Annotated in this window: 15 protein-coding genes and 3 tRNA genes; 9 read left to right on the forward strand and 9 right to left on the reverse strand. The window is 56.8% G+C overall.

Annotated elements, in window-relative coordinates:
* Positions 1 to 81: 81 nt before the first annotated feature.
* From H4N61_RS06730 to H4N61_RS06755, 6 genes are all read right to left on the reverse strand, one after another.
* Positions 82 to 528, reverse strand: coding sequence for an SRPBCC domain-containing protein (locus H4N61_RS06730; protein WP_169194130.1), 447 nt, complete (start codon positions 526 to 528; stop codon positions 82 to 84).
* Positions 525 to 1745 carry an MFS transporter gene (locus H4N61_RS06735; protein WP_169194129.1) on the reverse strand — a complete coding sequence of 407 codons (1221 nt, stop codon included), beginning with the start codon at positions 1743 to 1745 and terminating at the stop codon, positions 525 to 527. The genes H4N61_RS06730 and H4N61_RS06735 overlap by 4 nt, the downstream gene beginning before the upstream one ends.
* A gap of 97 nt (positions 1746 to 1842) precedes the next feature.
* Positions 1843 to 1918: transfer RNA gene (locus H4N61_RS06740), tRNA-Asn, on the reverse strand.
* Positions 1919 to 1969: 51 nt separating this feature from the next.
* Positions 1970 to 2045, reverse strand: a tRNA-Asn gene (locus tag H4N61_RS06745).
* A gap of 105 nt (positions 2046 to 2150) precedes the next feature.
* Entirely contained in the window at positions 2151 to 2738 is a 588-nt protein-coding gene (locus H4N61_RS06750) for a molybdenum cofactor guanylyltransferase (protein ID WP_182395508.1), read from the reverse strand.
* On the reverse strand, positions 2735 to 3919 hold the full coding sequence (locus H4N61_RS06755; protein WP_169194127.1) for a benzoate/H(+) symporter BenE family transporter: 1185 nt from the start codon (positions 3917 to 3919) through the stop codon (positions 2735 to 2737). The genes H4N61_RS06750 and H4N61_RS06755 overlap by 4 nt, the downstream gene beginning before the upstream one ends.
* Before the next feature lie 137 nt (positions 3920 to 4056).
* Between H4N61_RS06755 and H4N61_RS06760 the strand changes: the two genes are divergently transcribed.
* From H4N61_RS06760 to H4N61_RS06795, 8 genes are all read left to right on the forward strand, one after another.
* Positions 4057 to 4290, forward strand: coding sequence for a hypothetical protein (locus H4N61_RS06760; protein WP_169194126.1), 234 nt, complete (start codon positions 4057 to 4059; stop codon positions 4288 to 4290).
* A 113-nt stretch (positions 4291 to 4403) separates the two neighbouring features.
* Positions 4404 to 4477 (forward strand) — tRNA-Cys (locus H4N61_RS06765).
* Between the two features lie 199 nt (positions 4478 to 4676).
* Positions 4677 to 5114 carry a hypothetical protein gene (locus tag H4N61_RS06770; protein ID WP_169194125.1) on the forward strand — a complete coding sequence of 146 codons (438 nt, stop codon included), beginning with the start codon at positions 4677 to 4679 and terminating at the stop codon, positions 5112 to 5114.
* A gap of 104 nt (positions 5115 to 5218) precedes the next feature.
* A complete protein-coding gene (locus H4N61_RS06775; protein ID WP_169194124.1) occupies positions 5219 to 5869 on the forward strand; it encodes a protein-L-isoaspartate O-methyltransferase in 651 nt (216 codons plus the stop codon).
* A gap of 125 nt (positions 5870 to 5994) precedes the next feature.
* The gene (locus H4N61_RS06780; protein WP_169194123.1) at positions 5995 to 7389 is read left to right on the forward strand and encodes a TolC family outer membrane protein; all 1395 of its coding nucleotides are present in this window, start codon (positions 5995 to 5997) and stop codon (positions 7387 to 7389) included.
* A gap of 176 nt (positions 7390 to 7565) precedes the next feature.
* Positions 7566 to 8312 carry a DUF2497 domain-containing protein gene (locus tag H4N61_RS06785; RefSeq protein WP_248305857.1) on the forward strand — a complete coding sequence of 249 codons (747 nt, stop codon included), beginning with the start codon at positions 7566 to 7568 and terminating at the stop codon, positions 8310 to 8312.
* A 127-nt stretch (positions 8313 to 8439) separates the two neighbouring features.
* Positions 8440 to 11190: a valine--tRNA ligase gene (locus tag H4N61_RS06790; protein WP_169194122.1), complete on the forward strand. Its 2751-nt coding sequence runs from the start codon at positions 8440 to 8442 to the stop codon at positions 11188 to 11190.
* A gap of 797 nt (positions 11191 to 11987) precedes the next feature.
* Entirely contained in the window at positions 11988 to 12752 is a 765-nt protein-coding gene (locus H4N61_RS06795; RefSeq protein WP_182395509.1) for a tetratricopeptide repeat protein, read from the forward strand.
* A 42-nt stretch (positions 12753 to 12794) separates the two neighbouring features.
* On the opposite strand, the gene xth is transcribed toward H4N61_RS06795, so the two are convergent.
* The 3 genes from xth to H4N61_RS06810 form a co-directional block, all read right to left on the reverse strand.
* Positions 12795 to 13574 (reverse strand): exodeoxyribonuclease III, encoded by a 780-nt coding sequence (xth, locus tag H4N61_RS06800; RefSeq protein WP_182395965.1) that lies wholly within the window; start codon positions 13572 to 13574, stop codon positions 12795 to 12797.
* A gap of 16 nt (positions 13575 to 13590) precedes the next feature.
* Complete coding sequence (locus H4N61_RS06805) at positions 13591 to 14694, reverse strand: serine hydrolase domain-containing protein (RefSeq protein WP_182395511.1); 1104 nt, start codon at positions 14692 to 14694, stop codon at positions 13591 to 13593.
* Between the two features lie 83 nt (positions 14695 to 14777).
* Positions 14778 to 15128 (reverse strand): iron-sulfur cluster assembly accessory protein, encoded by a 351-nt coding sequence (locus H4N61_RS06810; protein WP_182395512.1) that lies wholly within the window; start codon positions 15126 to 15128, stop codon positions 14778 to 14780.
* A gap of 86 nt (positions 15129 to 15214) precedes the next feature.
* On the opposite strand from H4N61_RS06810, the gene H4N61_RS06815 reads away from it, so the two are divergent.
* Positions 15215 to 16405 (forward strand): deoxyguanosinetriphosphate triphosphohydrolase, encoded by a 1191-nt coding sequence (locus tag H4N61_RS06815; protein WP_182395514.1) that lies wholly within the window; start codon positions 15215 to 15217, stop codon positions 16403 to 16405.
* The last annotated feature ends 9 nt before the right edge of the window (positions 16406 to 16414 follow it).

The following is a 16414-nucleotide window of genomic DNA, read 5'->3' on the forward strand; positions in this document are numbered from 1 at the left end:
TCTCGTCTCCATAGCTCATGGAGACATACGCACCAGAGGCAGCATTGGTTTGCCCCTGATGCGTAAAACTGTCGGAAAATTCTATTCCATCAACTCGGCGAGCTGTTCCAGCGCCGAGTTCCAGGCTTCCATCGAGAAGATGCGCGTTTGCGCGTCCTCATGCGGCAGCCCGCGTTCCACCAAAGTCAGGCGGGTGCTGTCTTCGTTGATGGCGTCAAAGCTGATGTCGAGAACGAAAATCATCTCGCTTTCTTCCTCTGGGTCTTTGAATACCCAGGACATCACAAGCTTCTTATCCTCTTCAAACTTAAGGATTTCCCCGGTCACTTCGTGATCGGCATCCTCATCGTCTTCCGCATAGGTAACGAAGCGGTACTGACCACCTTCGAAGGCGTCGAACTCGGCTTCGTCGACCTGCCACTGCTCAATCAGTGCCACATCTGTCCAAGCCGAAAACACATCGCTCACATTGGCGGCGATGGTCCGGGTGATGGTGATCTGGCTTTCGCCGTCCAGTTCAGCGCTCATGCTGTTTTCCTTTCAGGATGAAGCTCAGCCGTACGCGGAAGGAAGATGGTGAGGAAGCCCAAGACTGGCAGGAATGCACAGATCTGGAACACTGCAATCATCCCGATCACGTCAGCGAAAGCTCCCATAACGGCTGCGCCCAGCGCTCCGATCCCGAAAGCAAATCCAAAGACGAAGCCAGCGACCATGCCGACTTTGCCCGGAACCAGTTCCTGAGCGTAGACCACCATAGCGGAGAATGCGGACGAAAGAATGAGCCCGATCATCACGCTAACGACACCGGTCCAGAACAGGTCGAGGTAAGGCAGAATGAGCGTAAAGGGCAGGGCGCCAAGAATCGACACCCAGATCACCGCCAAACGCCCATAACGGTCGCCAATGGGGCCGCCGAAGAACGTGCCAACGGCAACTGCACCAAGGAAGGCGAAAAGATAGAGCTGCGCATCTTCTGCCGAGAGCGCGTACTTCTCGATCAGGAAGAAGGTGTAATAGCTCTTGAGGCCTTCGATGTAGATGAATTTGCTCAGCAAAAGGGCGCCAATGACGGCAAAGGCAATGATCAGACGCTGCTTTGGCAGTGCTGGTTTCGCAACTGCCGCTTTCGGCTGACCGGCCATCTGACGCTGATGTTCGGCAAACCACTTGCCGACATAGGTCATCAGGAAAAGACCAGCGAATCCAACGAGTAGGAACCAGAAGACGCTGCCCTGACCCATAGGGAATAGAATGAGCGCCGCAGCGAGCGGGCCGAGCGCTGTTCCTGCATTACCACCCACTTGGAAAAGCGACTGCGCAAAGCCCAGCTTGCCGCCCGAAGCCATACGCGCCACGCGCGATGCTTCAGGGTGGAAGAGTGCTGAGCCGGTCCCCATCACCACGGCGGCAAAGAACAGCAACCAGAACCCGTTAGCGAGCGCTAGGAACGCCACGCCAGCCGTCACAATCGCCAGCGATAGCGCCAGCCAATAGGGTTTTGGCTTTAGGTCGCCTGAAAGACCGAACAGCGGCTGGAGAATGCATGCTGTGATTTGCTGACCGAGAGTCAAAAGCCCGATCTGGAAATAGCTTAGACCGTAGTTCTCACGGAACATCGGATAGAGTGCCGGAAGAAGGAATTGCAGCAAGTCATTCAACAAATGCGCGCCACTGACGGCAAGGATGATGGACAAGGCTGTACGCTGCGCATCCGGGGCAGCACGCGAATTATGCTCTGACATTGAAATTGCTTCGAACGGAGGGAACAAACGTCCTAACCCGGTCGGGTGCGAAGAGCAACAGAGCAAAAGTAATACTGTTCGGGGGAGGGTAGAAAGATGGCTCCGCGAGCTGGACTCGAACCAGCGACCATTCGATTAACAGTCGAACGCTCTACCAACTGAGCTATCGCGGAACACTTATCTTTCGGCTGCTTACAGCAAGCTGTAAGACTTTTAAAGAGAGATGGCTCCGCGAGCTGGACTCGAACCAGCGACCATTCGATTAACAGTCGAACGCTCTACCAACTGAGCTATCGCGGAACATTTTCTTCTCTTTCGTTCTCAGCGATTGGTGTCGCCGGGAACGAGGTGGGGTGTACCCAAACTGATCTGGTTTGCCAAGACCCTAATCGCAAAGGCTGTGAATTACTTGTCTTTTCCCCAGCCCAAGGATCGCCGTTGCGCAGCCAAAAGATCCGAGAAATCGTTGATATTAGCGAATGGGTTAGCCTTTTCGGCCGACCAATCGAGCTCTGACGCGTTGAGGCTCTCCAAAGCGCGCTTCGGCGAACTCTGGCCTGCCACCTGCTTGAGCGCCGACACGCGCCATGCCGCATGTGTGGGATAGCGCTGCCCTTGCCACACGCTAACGACGGCGAGGCCTTGGGCGGCGAGGGGGGCACGCATAGCGTCGACATAGTGTGCGGGCAGAAAAGGCGAATCTACCGATGTCGTCACCACAATCGAGTCTTCGCTAGGTTCAATATGGTGCAGGAAAGCCCTTAGGCCGCCCATTGGCCCTTCATTCGGCCCGAGGTCCGGCACGCTCGCGGCAAGTCTAAGGTGGGGCTGTTCAGCAATACCTGTCGCGACATAGAGGGCGTCAGTTGACGCTGCCATCACGCCGCTAATGCGGTCTACGAGGCGCTCTCCGCCAATCCTTAGCTCGGCCTTGCGCACATGTCCCAAGCGGCTCCCCGTGCCCCCGGCGAGGATGAGGCCATAGACTGTCATGCCGACGGACGCGAACGCAGCAGCACAAGCAGCACTATGCCGCCAACCAGGCCCCAGAACGGAGCGCCAACGCCGATAATTGTGATTCCAGAAGCGGTTGTGACAAAAGTCAGGACTGCGGGCAGGCGCGTGTCCTCACTGTTGAGCGCTGCAGATAAGGAAGATGCAAGGCTTGCAAAGAGCGCCAGCCCGGCCACGGCCTGAATGAGAATGGGTGGAGACGCTGCGATGAATGCGGCGGCCACAGAGGCGATAAGTCCCAAAAGAATATAGGTACCGCCGGCGGCGATGGGGGCCGGCCAGCGCTTGCCCGGATCAGGATGCGCTTCTGGACCTGCGCAGATGGCGGCTGTGATCGCTGCCAGATTCGACGTGATCCCCCCAAAAACGGCCGTAAGCGCGCTGACCGTTCCTGTCGCCAGAAACATAGTGGCAGGGGATACCGCATAGCCATTTGCCCGCATCACAGCGAGGCCGGGCAGGTTCTGCGATGCCATCGTCACGATATAGAGGGGCAGTGCGATACGGATAATCGCATCCACGGTAAACACGGGCATGACCGGCATTAGACTGGGCCACGCGCCATCAAACACGCCCGTCGGCAGCTGAGTGGTCGTTGCGAGAATAACTCCTGTCACCACCACAGCAATTGGCACGGCATAGCGTCGAGCAAATTTCAGCCCTAACGCCCAAGCGAGAAGAATCGGTAGTGCAAGGAGAGGGAGGTCTCCAACCGCGCGAATGGGGGCTAGGCACAGTGTGAGCAGCATCCCCGCTAGCATCGCATTGGCAATTGCCGACGGGATAGACGCCACGAGTCGTCCCAGTGGTTTAATGAAGCCGGTGAGGATGATCATCCCTGCACAGACGATAAAGGCACCCGTTACAGCAGGATAACCACCGATCGGCTCGCCGACAGTGAGCAGAAACGCGGCCCCTGGCGTGCTCCAAGCGATGGATATCGGAAGCCGAGAGCGCCAGGCGACAACAATGTTGAGAAGTCCAATGCCGAGACAGACGGCAAATAGGCCAGACCCCGCCTGCTGTGGCGAGGCGCCAGACGCCGTAAGTGCCGCCAAGAGCAAAGTAAAAGTGCTGGCATAGCCGACTACAGCAGCCAAAACTCCGGCGATAATCGGCTGGGCAGTGGCGCTGCGCCCCGTCAACACAGTGTCAGGCATCGTGATTCTCAGCCATTTGTTGGTAGGACGCTAACTTCCTCCCGCCACGTGGCCAACAGATTATTGGTTTAACCGGAGGTTGATTGCAGAAATTGTGATTTTATGACTTAAATAGCCATCTGGGAGGGAGGTCCGCGATGAATTTCAAAGTTGTTGCGGCAAACTACGACGCAGAGCATCATTTCCTCAGCTACACCGCCACCGGCGCAGTGCAGGGCAATCGGTTCACCGTGTCCTCCAAAGTGCGCTGTTTGAAGGATCCCCAAACAGCCGAGCGAACTCATATGGTGGTGCTTCTGGCCCTGTCGGAACATTTCAAGCGACCCAATGCTAGTGGCTATCCTTGGTACGGCAAAGCCAGCCTAAGCTAGCCCCCGCTCATAAGGGCTTTGCGGGGAATAAACGAAGTTTTGCACACGGACCCTCTCTCACTCATGCAAGAGTTCTTGACAGTTTAGCCTAAACCCCTGAAAAGGCGCGCAGAGGCCGCGTGGCGGAGTGGTTACGCAGCGGATTGCAAATCCGCGTACTCCGGTTCAATTCCGGACGCGGCCTCCAACTTCCCCCATTTATCGTACATCTGACCCAGTGCTGGTGGTTCGCCACTTGATGGTGGTGTTCGGCTGCTCAACGTGCAGTTGCGCGGCCACTCTCGCGCGGTGCTGGGCGCTTTGCCGCAAATCTGCTGTGATTGCATCGTCCTGGACGACTGCACCCTTGCGTTGAATAGCTTGTGGCGCAGTGTTGGAGGGGCGTTATGCGTATTATTCTTGCTGTCGGCATCTTGGCGTTGGTAATTGGCGGACAAGCGCGGGGTGAAACTCCGGTTCCTGACGCTGTTTTCGAGCGAAGCGAGCCAGCGAATGCTGTACTCACCCTCACGCGGAGCGCCAGTGAGTGGCTGGTCTATATCCGTGCAGGCGGTCTTCCCAATGGCGGCGCGACGGCTGCTGATTGTGAGCTTGGGGCGATGGGGCCGCAGGATGGTGAGGGTGTTATTTCCGCGCGATTGGTCCCGTTTGAGGGCGAACTTGCGAGCATCAATGAGGCCGATTTGGCTGGCACTGATATTGTGATCGAGATCGCGGTGGGGCCTGAGGGAGCGTTCGTGGTTGATGGCGGTGCCAGCATGCGTTTCTGTGGTATGGGCTCCGATATTGACGGCTTCTATGCCCGGAACGAGACGCCAGAGTGAGCTGTGTTTAGGGCATCGCTGTTGGCAGATCGTCATACTGCGACTTATGGCTGTGATAATTAGCCGGTCGAGCGCCGTTCTAAGAAATTGGAGTTTCGAGAGTTATGGCTGATTACTCTGCCGCGCGCCGGGTTATGGTCGAAACGCAAATTCGTCCCGCGGCCGTGCATGATGAGCGCTTGCTCCAAGCACTAGGACAAGTGCCGCGCGAAGCTTTTGTGCCCGAGGCGCGCCGCGGTCTGGCCTATACCGATGGGCATCAACCTTTAAATGTGTCGGGCCGCTATTTGGCTGCCCCTGCAGTTTTTGCGCAAATGGTGCAACTGGCGGACTGTCGGCATGAAGATCGCGTCCTTGATGTCGGTTGTGGCTCCAGCTACTCCGTTGCGATCTTTGCGCATCTAGCGTCAGCTGTCGATGGTGTCGAAACTGATGATCACTTGCGAGGCGACGCTGCCGCGGCGCTCACCTCCATTGGTGCGGTGGGGTATTCTTTGCTGTCGCAGCTGCCGACGCAAGCTTCCGGCAAGCAATACGAGGTCATCTTCGTCGGCGGTATGCTGGCGGAGTCGCCGGACGAGCTTTTGCCACTATTGGCAGATGGCGGACGGCTCGTTGTTGTCTTAAAAGATGGTCCAACAGGTGTCGCTTGGGTCTATGAGCGCGACGGGGAGCGGGTAACGAAGCGGTCGTATTTCAATGCGATACTGCCCTCGGCTCTTAATAGGCCCGTGCCTACCGATTTTGTGTTCTAAGTTGTCGAATGTTGCCAAATGGCGATTGGTCCGGCGTTTGGAATGCGTTAAGTATAGTAAGATTTGCGCATGAACCGGTTATTGCCCCCGGACATGGTGCTCGAGTTTTTGGGGCAGGAGACGGCATGATGAAGTTCACAGGCTTTCTGAAAGTTAGCGCGCTGGCTTTGGCTGTAGCTGTTTCTTCGGTTGGAACGACGCAGGCTCAATCTATCGCAGAGGCGCTGGCACGGGCTTATGAACATGCGCCTGAGTTGCAGTCAGCACTTCTGAATGCGCAGTCGCAGGCGGAAAACATCGTGACGGCGAAGTCTGCTAAGTTGCCAACGATTTCGGGCAGTTTCGGCGCTTCCGAAAGCATTAGTAACGCCACGGGTCAGACTTTGGCGTCAGGGTCTCATCCTGTCATCGGTAGCCAGTTTAATGCTGGCCTGCGTTACGATCAGACCTTGTTCGATAATTTTAAGTCCGACGCACAGATCGAACAGGCGCGTGCTGGTGCAGAAGCGGCTGAGTATCAGCTGCGGAACACCGAGCAAAACGTGCTGCTCAACGTCGTTCAGGCTTATATGGACGTGCTACGGTTCCGCGAACTCGTTTCGCTCCGCCAAGAGAATATAGCTTTCTTCCAGGCGCAGCTACGCTCAGCGCAGGATCGTCTTGAAGTCGGCGAAGGCACGCGTATCGATGTTGCGCAGGCGCAGGCGAGAGCCGCTCAGGGGCAGGCCGCGTTCCGCGCCGCTCAGGGCTCGCTTGAAACCGCCGAGGCCACGTTCCAGCGTTATGTTGGGGTTCGTCCGCAGGGTCTAAGCGCTGGCCACAACTTTGCGCGCTTGGTGCCAAACTCTATCGATGGCGCAATTGCTGAAGCTGAAATTGGTCACCCAGCTATTCTCTTGGCGAAGGCCAGCATTCGCGCGGCGCAGGCTGGTGCCGATATTGCTGCCGCCTCTGGTGGGCCGACGGCTTCGCTGACCGGTCAGGTTGGTGGCGCGCTCAGCGTTGGTAACCGCAATAACACCGGCACGGGTACACTGTCGGGTTCCGTTGGTATCAACGTAGCCGTTCCGATTTATTCCGGCGGGCGTATTGGAGCGGCTGTGCGCCAGGCGAACCTTGGTCAGATCAAGTCGGAAGTCGATGCTATGTCGACCTATGATCAGATCCGTCAGGCTGTTATTTCTGCATGGTCCGGCATTCAGAGTGCTGACGCCCAGATTCAGGCCGCTCAGGCTGCTGTGGCTGCGAGCAACACCGTGCTCGAAGGCGTTATTCAGGAGCGCGACCTTGGAACGCGCACCACGCTGGATGTCCTGAACTCTCAGGCGGATTTGACCAGCGCTCGTGAGAGCCTGATCACCGCGTCGAGCCAGAAAACAATTGCGACGTTCTCGCTGCTTTCCGCGACGGGTCGTCTGACTGCCGCGAATCTCGGTTTGGGTGTCGCCACCAAGACCGCGGTTCCTTACACGCAGGCGGTCGAGGATGTTTGGCAGGAATTGCGCACGATTCCTCAATAAATTCCTAATGAGAGTTTAATCTTTTGTGGCCAGGCTCGTCCTGGCCACAAGTTTTAGTGGATGACGCTTTCTCGCTGACATTCAAAGATTCTCTTCGAGTGTCTTTGGCGCTAATCTCTTGTTTACGAATCATGGTGGTGGACCGCTGTGATCGGGCGCACGAGTAAGAGGCACAGATGAACAAGCCGGCTACGAAAGAACCGTCCATGGATGAAATCCTGTCGTCCATTCGACAGATCATCGCCGACGATGACGCAGCGAGCGTTCCGCGCCGGCCATCCATTTTGTCTGCGCCCCCACCGATGCAAGCAACGCCTGTTCACGCCCTCGGCGCTGGCTCCGATCGTGATTTGAGCGATATGCTCGAAGACGTCGAGCCACTCGCATTGGATGCGTCGCAAATCGTTGAACAGGGTCAAGTCGAGGCGTTTAGCTTTGAGTCGATCCTTGCAGATACTGAAGCGTCGACTGACGTGGCCGCTGCAGCCCTCACTGAACCCGAAGATGTCACTTTCGATTTAGATACCGATTTGCCCAGTTTTGAACCTGCTCCAGCCCGTCCCGCAATCGTGCACGACGAGCCTGTATTCGCCCCGTTCTCTCAGCCAAAGCTTACTGCTGTAGACGAGTTTTTCGTTCCTGAAGCGCCGAAAGAAGCAGTAGCGGACACATCGCCGCTGCCTGATCCGGAGCTGTCGGCCGAAATCGCTCGTGAACTGCTTGAACCTGCAACCCGCGCCGCAGTGCGTGGTTCCATCGGCAAGCTCAACGCTCTTGGTATTGGCAACCCAACCATCACCATTGAGCAGATGACCCGCGAATTGCTTCGCCCAATGCTGAAAGACTGGCTCGACGAGCACCTTCCAGCTGTTGTCGAGCGCATGGTCGAGCGCGAAATTTCCAAGATATCACGCGGAGAGTGATCGGATTGGGAGATGCTGATTAAACATCGGCTGTTGACCCCGAACCCGGCATTTGCTTGAAGTCTGCCAATCTCTTTCCGACCCGCCATGGTCACCCTGGCGGGTCGATGCTGTTGCGAGTGACGTTATGCTTGAAAAGACCTACGAACCCGCCGCCGTTGAAAGCCGCATCTATTCTGAGTGGATCGAGGCAAAGGCTTTCGAGGCTGGTGCGGGCGCAAAACCCGGCGCGGAAACATTTACCATTGTCATTCCGCCGCCAAACGTCACGGGTTCGCTGCACGTTGGTCACGCGCTGAACAACACCATTCAGGACATTCTGGTTCGCTTCAACCGTATGTTGAAGAAGGATGTTCTCTGGCAGCCCGGTACCGACCACGCAGGTATCGCAACGCAGATGATCGTAGAGCGCCAATTGGCTGCTCAGCAGGTTAGCCGCCGCGATCTCGGCCGCGAAAAATTTATCGAACGCGTCTGGGAATGGAAGGCCGAAAGCGGCGGTACCATTATGAACCAGCTCAAGCGCCTTGGCGCCTCTGCTGACTTCAGCCGTGAGCGCTTTACCATGGGTGAAGCAGGGCAGTCCGACGATCAGATGGTTCGCGCCGTCATCAAGGTCTTCGTAGAGCTGCACAAGCGCGGCCTGATCTATCGCGCCAAGCGTTTGGTGAACTGGCATCCGGGCCTCGAAACGGCGATCTCGGACCTTGAAGTGGAAAACATCGAGGTGAAGGGCCACATGTGGCACCTGCGCTATCCGCTTGCGGATGGTGTCACCTATGAGTTTCCGATCAAGGACGAAGAAGGCAACGTCACGGGTACGGAAACTCGCGACTACATCATCGTTGCGACTACTCGTCCGGAAACCATGCTCGGCGACGTTGCTGTGGCGGTTCATCCAGAAGACGAGCGCTACCAGCACCTCATCGGCAAGTTCGTTGAACTGCCGCTGGTTGGCCGCCGCATCCCAGTGGTTGGCGACGAATACGCTGATCCGAGCCTCGGTACCGGCGCAGTGAAGATCACCCCTGCGCACGACTTCAACGACTTTGAAGTAGGTGCCCGCGCTGGTCTTGAGCCAATCAACGTCTTCACCACCCGTGGGGCGATCATCGACGCGGACTTTATCCCGACCCAATATCGTGGTCTGGACCGTTTTGAAGCGCGCAAGACAATCGTTGCGGCCATGACCGCGCTCGCCGAGGAAAACCCGATCCGTGGTCTCGATCATATCGAAGACAAGAAGATCATGGTTCCCCATGACGAGAAGTCAAAGCTCGTTGTTATCGAACCCTTCTTGACCGATCAGTGGTGGGTTAAGGCTGATGTTATGGCGCAACCAGCGCTGGCTTCCGTTCGCGAAGGCCGCACCAAGTTTGTGCCGCAGCAGTACGAAAACACCTATTTCGCTTGGCTTGAAAACATCAAGCCTTGGTGTATCTCGCGCCAGCTGTGGTGGGGTCATCAGATTCCAGCTTGGTATGGCCCCGATGGCGAAGCTTTCGTTGCAGCTGACGTAGCTGAAGCTCAGGCTGCCGCTGATGCCCATTATGGCAAGTCGGTGGAGCTCGTTCGTGATCCGGACGTGCTCGACACTTGGTTCTCGTCTGCGCTGTGGCCGTTCTCGACCCTTGGCTGGCCCGACAAGACGCCAGAAATGGCGCGTTACTATCCAACGCAGGTGCTCGTCACCGGCTTTGACATCATCTTCTTCTGGGTTGCCCGCATGATGATGATGGGTCTGGAATTCCTCGATGAGGAGCCATTCCACACCGTCTACATGCATGCTCTGGTCCGCGACGAAAAGGGCCAGAAGATGAGCAAGACCAAGGGCAATGTCATTGACCCGCTTAAGCTCGTCGATGAGTACGGCGCTGACGCGACCCGCTTTACGCTGGCCGCTATGGCCGCACAGGGTCGTGACCTAAAGCTCTCGATCCAGCGCGTAGAAGGCTACCGCAACTTCGTCACCAAGCTCTGGAACGCAGCGCGTTTCCTCGAGATGAACGAAGCACGCCGCGTCGCAGGCTTCGACCCGAAGACCAATAAGCTGGCGCTCAACCGCTGGATCGTTGGCTCGACCGTTCGCGCGCTTGCTGACGTTCGTAAGGGTATCGAGGACTATCGCTTCAACGAAGCTGCAAACTCCGCTTACGACTTCGTCTGGGGCACGTTCTGCGATTGGTACGTGGAATTCGCCAAGCCAGTCTTCAGCGGCGAAGACGAAGCGGCAAAGGCTGAAACTCGTGCGACCGCTGCCTGGGCACTCGATCAGATTCTGATCATGCTCCACCCGATGATGCCATTCGTCACCGAAGAGCTCTGGGCCAAGACCGGCGAATTCGGCGACAAGCGCGAGAGCATGCTTATTCTCACCGAATGGCCAGTTCTGTCGGGTCTCGAAGACGCTGAAGCAGATGCTGAGCTGGCTTGGCTGGTCGATGTCATCTCCAACACGCGTTCGGTCCGCGCCGAAATGAACGTTCCAGCCAGCGCCAAGCTGCAGCTGGTCGTTATCGGCGCCAACGAAACGACGCTGGGCCGCTTGGTGGCGGGCACTTCGCTTATCACCCGTCTGGCGCGTCTAGAGCAGATTACCCCAAGCAATATTGTTCCCGGCGAATCCGCACAGTTCGTCGTTGGTGAAGCCACTTTCGCTCTGCCACTCACCGGATTCATCGACATTGCTGCTGAAAAGGCGCGCCTGTCGAAGGATATTGGGAAGCTCGAGAAGGAAATCGACGGCATCGAAAAGAAGCTCGGCAATGAGCAGTTCGTTGCTAAGGCTCCTGCTGAGGTGATCGAAGAGCAGAAGGCCCGCCTCGAAACGGCAGGGGCCTTGCTCAAAAAGATCCGCGAAGCGGTGAGCCGCCTCTAATCAGATTTTGAAGGCCCGGAGCGATCCGGGCCTTTTTTGTTACGAGGGGTAGGGGGCGGTCCCATTCGAGCGTCCGGGTGCAGCGTCCGACAGCCTAGCGCTGCCACAATTGGCTTGGGGGGGCGTGGATTTCGGATTTCTAACCGAGGACAGCGCCTCTAGAGGGAAATCCGGAATCAAATAATCCGCCACGGAAATATGCCCCCCAGATCACTGGTGGCGGTAAGACCCCCGAATTTCTTGACGTTTTTGCATCTCACAACACCACGTAGTTAAAATAGTTTCAATGCTTGTGACGATTCAGCAACAACGATCTCCAATTCGTTGAGATCCGCGGCGTGACAACAGTTTGGACATGTTTCCCGCCACAATCTGAGTCTAAAAATTTCCCCATGTGCATGAGCGGACACAGCTCAGCCCAACTAGGGGAAATCCTTTTTGGCGCTAAGCGTTCCGTTCAGCAGAGAAATTATCTACCGGGGGTAGAAGTGATCGTGGCAAAGCAGAGGCTGGATAGGGTGGCAGAGTGTGGGCGGTTTGGCGTCGCCATATCGCCTTATTTCCGCGCCGGTCGCTCCTGAATGCGGTCATAATGCATGTTTACTATTTATTCATACATTGCTTTGCCAGCCCCGGTGAAACCCATTAACTGGCACCCATCAAATTGCGCACTGAGAAGTGACGCTGTGGAGCTGGTTCACCAGTCGCCGCGCAAAAGTCTGGTCCGTGTTGTCACGGGCAAAAGGAGTAAAATGCGTACCCCTCGGGATAAGTCCCTTCCCATATCAGCAGGGGGCATGGCTCTGGCTCTGTTGGCCACCATGCCTGCATCGGCACAGACTGCCGCTGATGCTGCGGGCCAGTTCGCGCGTGCTCTCGACGGGGGCGGTGTGATCGTCTCCGACGATACCTATCTGTCAGCACTCGAAAGCGATGCCGCTGCTGGCCGCCCTTTGGCCATGTGGCAGCTGGGCACTATGTATGAAAATGGTCAGGGCGTAGACAAAGATCCGGTTAAGGCCTTCGGTTACTACTCCCAGATCGCTATCCAGCACGCGGACACGGCGCCAAAGGGCCTTGAAGCTGACATTGTCGCTCGGTCCTTCGTGAAGCTGGGTGATTACTTCCGCGTTGGCGCGCCGGAAGTGGGCATTCATCAGAACCCGAACGAATATCACCGCATGTTGATGCATGCCGCTACCTATTTCGGTGACGCTGAGGCGCAGTACCGGGTCGGCATTCTTTATCAGGTCGAAGACGGTTTGGGCCTCAGTCCGACCCTGAGCGCTCGCTGGCTGCAGTATGCCGCGAATAAAGGCCACTGCTTGGCACAGGCGCGCCTTGGCGAGTTGCTTTACAACGGCCTCAATGATTATCCGCCTCGTCCGGCAGAAGGGCTCATGTGGCTCAATGTGGCGCAGGCGACGTGTATTGGTACACCGGATCAGGCCTCCGCAGACGAACTTTTGGCCAACGCCATGCGCTCGGCTAGTCCGGATGTTCGCGAAGCCGCCATTACCATGGCAAGCTCTGGTGCCTTCGATACGGCCAGCAAGTTCTAATTAGAAAAATGGCGCCACCCGGCGCCATTTTCTTATTCCGGTCTAGAAGCTGAACCTTCCTTCAATTGGCACGTGATCGCTCGGTTTTTCCCAGTCGCGCGTATCCTTATGGATATGCACGTCATCCAAGCGGTCGGCCGCTTGCGGCGAAAGCATCAGATGGTCAATGCGGATACCCGCATTGCGGCGCCAAGCGCCCGCCTGATAGTCCCAGAAGGTGAATTGCTGTTCGCTGCTGACGGCACGCAGGGCGTCCGTCATGCCCATGTTCTGTAGTTTGCGGAAGCGCTCTAGACTCTCTGGGCGGAAGAGGGCGTCGCCCCACCATTTGTCCGGCGCATGGCAGTCAATTGGTTGAGGGATGAGATTGAAGTCCCCCATAAGAATGAACGGTTCTTCGAGCGCTAGCCGCTGCTCGGCGAACACGTTCAGGCGATCCATCCACTTAAGCTTATAGGGGAATTTTTCCGTGTCGACCGGATTGCCGTTCGGCAAATAGATGTTGCAGACGCGCACTGCGCCGCCTTCCACAGAGAACACGCCTTCGATCAGACGCGCTTGCTCGTCCGTGTCGTCGCCGGGGAGGCCGCGATGGACTTCATCGAAGGGGAGCTTGGAAAGCAGCGCTACGCCGTTCCAACTCTTCTGGCCGTGCGTTTCGACATTGTACCCCAGTGCCTCCATCTCTGCGCGCGGGAAAGATTCGTCGACGGATTTGATCTCTTGAAGCCCCACGATGTCGGGCTTTTCTTCCTCAAGCCAGCGCACCAGCACTTCAAGGCGGGCCTTGATGCCGGCAATGTTCCAAGTGGCGATGCGCAGGGCCATGCGGTTTTCCTTAGGTCAGGTCGTCGTAGACGGCGCGAATGAGGTCCTTGGGGTAAACCCCGGTGCACCCCTCGAGAGCCGTATTGGTCATGGACACTATCGTAAGCTCCTTTGCGTGGTCCACAAGCCAAGAATGTCCGTATACCCCGCCCCAATTCGCCGCGCCCCGGCCGCCTGGTTGCTCCGTTCTAGAGGTGTCTTCTATGATGGAGCCGAAGTAACCAAAGCTCCGTCCGGCGTCGGGGCCCAGTAAGCCTCCCGTCTGATTTGTGAAAGCTCTCCTGACCAATGCCTCGCTGACGACATCGCCGCCGCCCTTGCGCATGGTCTCAAAGAATGTTGCCATATCAGAGCTAGTGCCAGCCATACCGCCGCCGCCCGATTGGAAGGCCTTCGCTGAGAATATCCTCTTTGGCGAAAAGACAGTGGTGTTTCCTTCGGCGTTCATTACCGGTTCGGGGTCACGCATTTGGTGTGGTGGAGCGCCATCGGCATAGGGCTTGGCTAAGCGCGTAAGGTCAGAAACGAAAAAGCCGGTGTCAGCCATTCCCAGCGGGCCGGTGACATAGGTTTTCGCTGTCTCATCGAGAGTCCCACCATGAATTTTTGCGAGCACTGCGCCAAGAACGTCAATCGCGACTGAATAGAGCCACGCCGTGCCTGGGGCAAAGTTCAGCGGCAGTTTGGCGACGCGCGTAAAATTCTCTTCGAAATTATTGTCAGTTGGCCCAACACCGCCGGAAATGAGCGGATCTGCCGAGTAATCGTACCCCAGACCAGACGTGTGGGTGAGAAGATGGTGGATCGTGATCACCGCCTCAGAACCATCGGGCAACCGTGGTGTGAAATAGGGCAGGTAGTCGCGAACCGCGTCATCAAGCTTCAGCAGGCCCTTGTCGACCATAGCCAAGGCGGTCGCGGCAATGATGGGTTTGGTGACGGAGGCGAGGCGATAGATCGCGTTTTCGATCATCGGCACATTGGCTTCGCGGTCGAAATGGCCCGCGGTGCGCCGAATGATTTGCTTGCCGTGCTGAAAAACGAGCAGTTCCGCACCGACGATTTTCTGCTGCTCAATTGCGCTGTCCATGACAGCGTTTACGCGATGTCCCATTCCTACCTCCCCAAGCAGAACCCCGGAATCGACGATCCCGGGTTGCATAGAAGATAGGGAACTAAAGTAGAACGTAAAGTGTCTTAGACGGCGAAACTTGTGCCGCAGCCGCAGGATGCGACGGCATTCGGATTCTTAATCTGAAAAGCTTGGCCGATCAGATCGTCTACGAAGTCGATTTCCGAGCCGCCCATAAATTCGAGCGAGAGAGAATCGATCAGAACGGTCGCTTCGCCTTTTTGCAGAACGAGATCGTCGCCGTTCGCCGTTTCCTGAACAAGATTGTATTCATATTGAAAGCCGGAACATCCGCCGCCCGCCACAGAAATACGCAGAACAGTCCCCGGCACCTCCTTGGAGAGGATGCGAGCAACGCGCTTTGCGGCGCGGTCAGAGAGGCTTACTGTCGGTACTACTTGTGCTGCAACGGTCATGGGTTTTCCCAAAGCGATCGTAATGTCATAACGCTTTTCCTAAGATAGGCGCGTCGCGCCCAATTGCAAAGACCTGGAATTCACACATGAGCGATACCGCCCCCTATGCCAGCAAGCCTGAAGACACTTTGGGTCGGCTTTATGGTGCAGGGCCGAGCCCCACGCGCTCCGAATTCCAGCGCGACCGCGACAGAATTATCCACTCAACCGCATTTCGTCGTCTTCAGCACAAGACGCAGGTTTTTCTCGCGCATGAGGGGCGGCATTTTCGCAATCGACTGACGCACACCCTTGAAGTTAGTCAGATCGCCCGATCAATCGCTCGTGCATTGCGTTTGAACGAAGATTTGGCTGAGGCGCTCGCGTTGAGCCATGACCTTGGGCACACGCCGTTCGGACATGCTGGAGAGCGCGCCCTGCATCGGGCAATGGTGGGCTTTGGTGGATTCGACCACAATGTGCAGGCACTCCGCGTCGTCACGCAGCTCGAAAATCGCTACGCCGAGCATGATGGCCTGAACCTCACGTGGGAAACGCTCGAAGGCATTCTGAAGCACAACGGCCCGCTCATTGATGCTTCTGGCGTCCCTGTCGGGCGTTACGCGCATGAAGGCCTGCCAAGCGGGGTGAATGACATTCCCGCCGTGGCCGATCTTCGGCTCGACACCTACGCCAGCCTAGAGGCACAAGCGGCGGCGATAGCCGATGATATCGCCTATAATGCGCACGATATTGACGATGCGTTGCGTGCTGGCGTCCTGAACCTTGAGGACTTTCTCGATGTGCCAATGGCCGGGCCAATCGTACGCGAAGTCCTTGAACGGTATCCGGGTATTCCTGCCAATCGTCAGACTCACGAAGTCCAGCGGCGCATGATTACGCGGGCCATCGAAGACGTGATTTCGTTTAGTTCTGCCAATATCGAGCGCATTGCACCGCAGTCGGTCGACGATGTTAGATTGGCCGGCACCACAATCATCACTTTTTCCCCAGAGACGGCAATCGCCGAAAAAGGCCTCAAAAACTTCCTTTTGACGCGAGTTTACCGGCACAAGTCAGTTATGCAGCCAGTCTTGGAGAGCGAAGCAGTAGTGGAACGCCTTTTTGCACGCTATATGTCGGACGCTGACATGCCCGGCCGCTGGGGTGAGAAAGCAAAAGCCTGCTCAGGCCCTAATCGTGCCCGAGTTGTAGCTGACTTCATTGCGGGTATGACGGACCCTTATGCATTAGATGAGCACTACCGCTTGTTTGACGCTCGGCCCGAATTCCGTTAACCCGGCCCG

Source organism: Devosia sp. MC521 (assembly GCF_014127105.1).
Classification (GTDB): domain Bacteria; phylum Pseudomonadota; class Alphaproteobacteria; order Rhizobiales; family Devosiaceae; genus Devosia.